Here is a 3,092-nt window from a genome sequence, read left to right as displayed (position 1 = left end):
GACGGCAGGGGGGCTGGGGGATGGCCAGCCGGCCCGGCGCCCCAGCGCCAGCTGCTCGGCTTTCGCCTGGGCCAGGTCGGGGGCGTGCTGCGCCTCGGCGAGCGCCAGCTGGTGCTCGTGCTGCATCCGCTCCCGCTCGGCGCGCAACTCGCATCAAAGTGTGAGATCTACCCCGCGCCAACTCGCTCACATGCGGGAGGATGAATTCCGCCGACTGCCCCTGTCGTGAGTTGAGGTTGTACACCATGTCTTCCGGCCCTGAGCCCGTGGCTGAGGCTTCAGCCACTCCGACATGCCGCGCCCGTCCGGTCCGGCTCACGCTACGCCCGGATCAACAGCAGGCGGTCGACAATGCAGCACGTCATCTCGCGCGTCCGCATACACGCGGTCACACGGTCTCGGCGTGCGGCACCGGCAAGACCTTGACTGCGTTGCGTACGGCCGAGGCCCTGACCGTCCAGCACCTTCTGGTCACAGTGCCGAGTCTGGACCTGATCGCGCAATGGGCCCAAGCCGCCCGAAGAGACGGACGCCGCGAACCGATGATCGCAGTGTCCTCGCTGCGCGCAGACAAACACCCACTGCTCGCCGGGGCAGCCGTCACGAGCACGAACTCGGGCGAGACACTGGCATCGTGGCTGGCCCGGCACGAGCACGCCACCGTCTTCGTCACCCTTGACTCGCTGCCGAAGATCGAGCAGAGCCAGCACACCCGTGCCCCGGCCCCAGTGTTCGATCTGCTGATCGTGGACGAGGCGCACCGCACCGCAGGCAGCTGGGACAAAGAGTGGACAGCCCTGCACGACAGCACCCGCATCCCGGCCGACCGCCGTCTCTACCTCACCGCGACCCCCTACGAGTGGGAGCCGCCGCGCCTGACGGAGGCGCCCACTTCCCGCCCGGTACCGAAGCGCACCGCGGCCACGGCCCCAGAATGGGATGCACCCTCGCAGGTCGCGTCCATGGCAGACATCAAGACCTTCGGCCCGCGCCTGCACACCTACTCCCACGCCCAGGCCATCGAAGACGGAGTCCTGGCGGACTACCAGCTGGTGGTACCCACCATCACCGACACCACGCTGCGCACCGCCCTCGCCGACCCAGACGCCCACTCAGGCTTCGCCCCAACCGCCCGCCGGACGACAGCCCTGCACCTTGCCGTCCTCAAGGCGATGGCCGAACACGACCTCCATCACCTGATCGTCTATTTCCAGCAGATCGCCGATGCTACGGACTTCGCCCGCCAGTTCCCCTACACCCTGCGCACCCTCACCCGCGAGCAGCGCCCGGACTGGGCCGAGGACCTGGTCGTGCAGTCGATCAACGGCACCCACACCCCGGGCCAGCGCCACGACATCCTGACCGACTTCGCCGACGCCGACCGTGCCGTCCTCACCAACGCCCAGGTCTTGGGGGAGGGCATCGACCTGCCAGCTGTGGATGGGGTGGTATTCGCAGACCGTACCGCCAGCGTCCGCCGGATTGTCCAGGGCCTGGGCCGCGCACTGCGCAAACCCCCCACCCGCGAGACCAAGACAGCCAGCCTCATCATCCCTGCCTACATCCCACCCGGCGCCGACCCCACCGACCTGCTCGCCACCCCCTACGAAGCCTTGTGGCTGGTCACCGCAGCCCTCAGACACCACGACCAGACCATCGCTGCCCGCGCACCCCGCAAAAACCCCAACCAGCGCCTAGAGCGCGACACCCACACCCTGATCGCCCGCCGCTTTCGCTTCGACTTCACCCTCGATCCCAACACCATCGCTCAAGCCATGGATCTCATCTCCTGGCCCGCCGACGGAACCGTCCTCTCCGCACCGCGGAGAGCCGGCCTGGCCGCCGCCACCCGCTTCTACACCGAACACCAGCACCTGCGCGTCCCCGCAGGCTACGAGGATGCCTACGGCTACCACCTGGGCACCTTCATCACTGGCCAACGCACAGCCCGTCAGCAAGGAACTCTCACCCCAGAGTGGATCGCTGAACTCGACGAACTCGGCATGATCTGGGACGACCACGAAGCCACCTGGCAAGGCCACCTCACGACCGTCACCGCCTACCAGACAGAGCACGGTCACCTTGCCATCCCCGCCCACCAACCCGGCGGCCAGTTCCTCGTCGACCAACGCGCCCTGGCCCGAAAAAACCGCCTTGCCCCCGAACGCAACGCCGAACTCACCGCCCTCGACCCCGACTGGACACTTCCGTACGGCCCCGACTGGCACCGCAAGTACCACCTCCTCAAACGCCACCTCGAAGCCGACCACGACCCCACAACACTGCGCCGTGACACGGCGATTGAGGGAGTGAAAGCCGGGAGCTGGCTGCATCGTCAGCACACCTCCTGGGATCAGCTGGCCCCTGGGCAGCGCGACCTCCTCACCCACCTTAAGCTGACCCCTAATCAAGCCTCGCTTCCCACAGGGAAGATGATCGGTATGGCGTCGAAGCGGACTCGCCGTACCTTCCAGCAGACTGCGGAGATCCTCCGGCTGTTCGTGGAACGCTGGGACCGCCCGCCCGGCGCTCGGGAATGGATCGAAGCCGACGGCGACCGGATCATGATCGGCCCGTGGCTCTGCAAGGTCCGAACCAAACAGAACACCGGCCAACTCACCCAAGAACAAGATCAGTTGATGGAAGAGATCCTTCAAAAAAACTGGCGCGACACCGACCCCGCACCTCCTGAAAAGGGGGACACCCACATCTCGAATCTTCCATAGTTTTCTGCTTCTATGGAAGCAGCAGAAGGCACGTGGAGCCAGCAACTCAGGAACCCGACAGGCCGAAAGGACCCTGACCTTGAGGCGACTCCTCCCTGAGCAAGCGTCACCGGGAGGACCGTCCGGTTCTAGCCAGCCCAAAGGTGACCGCGGAGCGGGAACCTTTCTAGCCACCCTAGCCACAAACAGAGTTACAGGAACCGACCAGGCCAAGTGCTCGGATCGCGGAGCGATCCGAGCACTTCCCCGACAACCCGCTCGTGATCCGCGGAGCGGATCACCCGGCCACGGAGTGGCCGGCAGGCCACCGGAGGTGGCCGCATCTTGACGACCCGTAGGGTCGTGCGTCGTTCCTCCGGAGGAGGA

General features: G+C 66.4%; 1 protein-coding gene. It reads left to right on the top strand.

All coding sequences use genetic code 11. The features are described from left to right. Nucleotides 1–245: 245 nt before the first annotated feature. Nucleotides 246–2,726, top strand: coding sequence for a DEAD/DEAH box helicase (locus CCN51_RS10790; RefSeq protein WP_086859487.1), 2,481 nt, complete (start codon nt 246–248; stop codon nt 2,724–2,726). Nucleotides 2,727–3,092 lie beyond the last annotated feature (366 nt).

The sequence above is a fragment of the Streptomyces milbemycinicus genome, from assembly GCF_002154605.1.
GTDB classification, from domain to species: Bacteria; Actinomycetota; Actinomycetes; order Streptomycetales; family Streptomycetaceae; genus Streptomyces; species Streptomyces milbemycinicus.
This window is presented reverse-complemented; position numbering and strand designations above follow the sequence as displayed.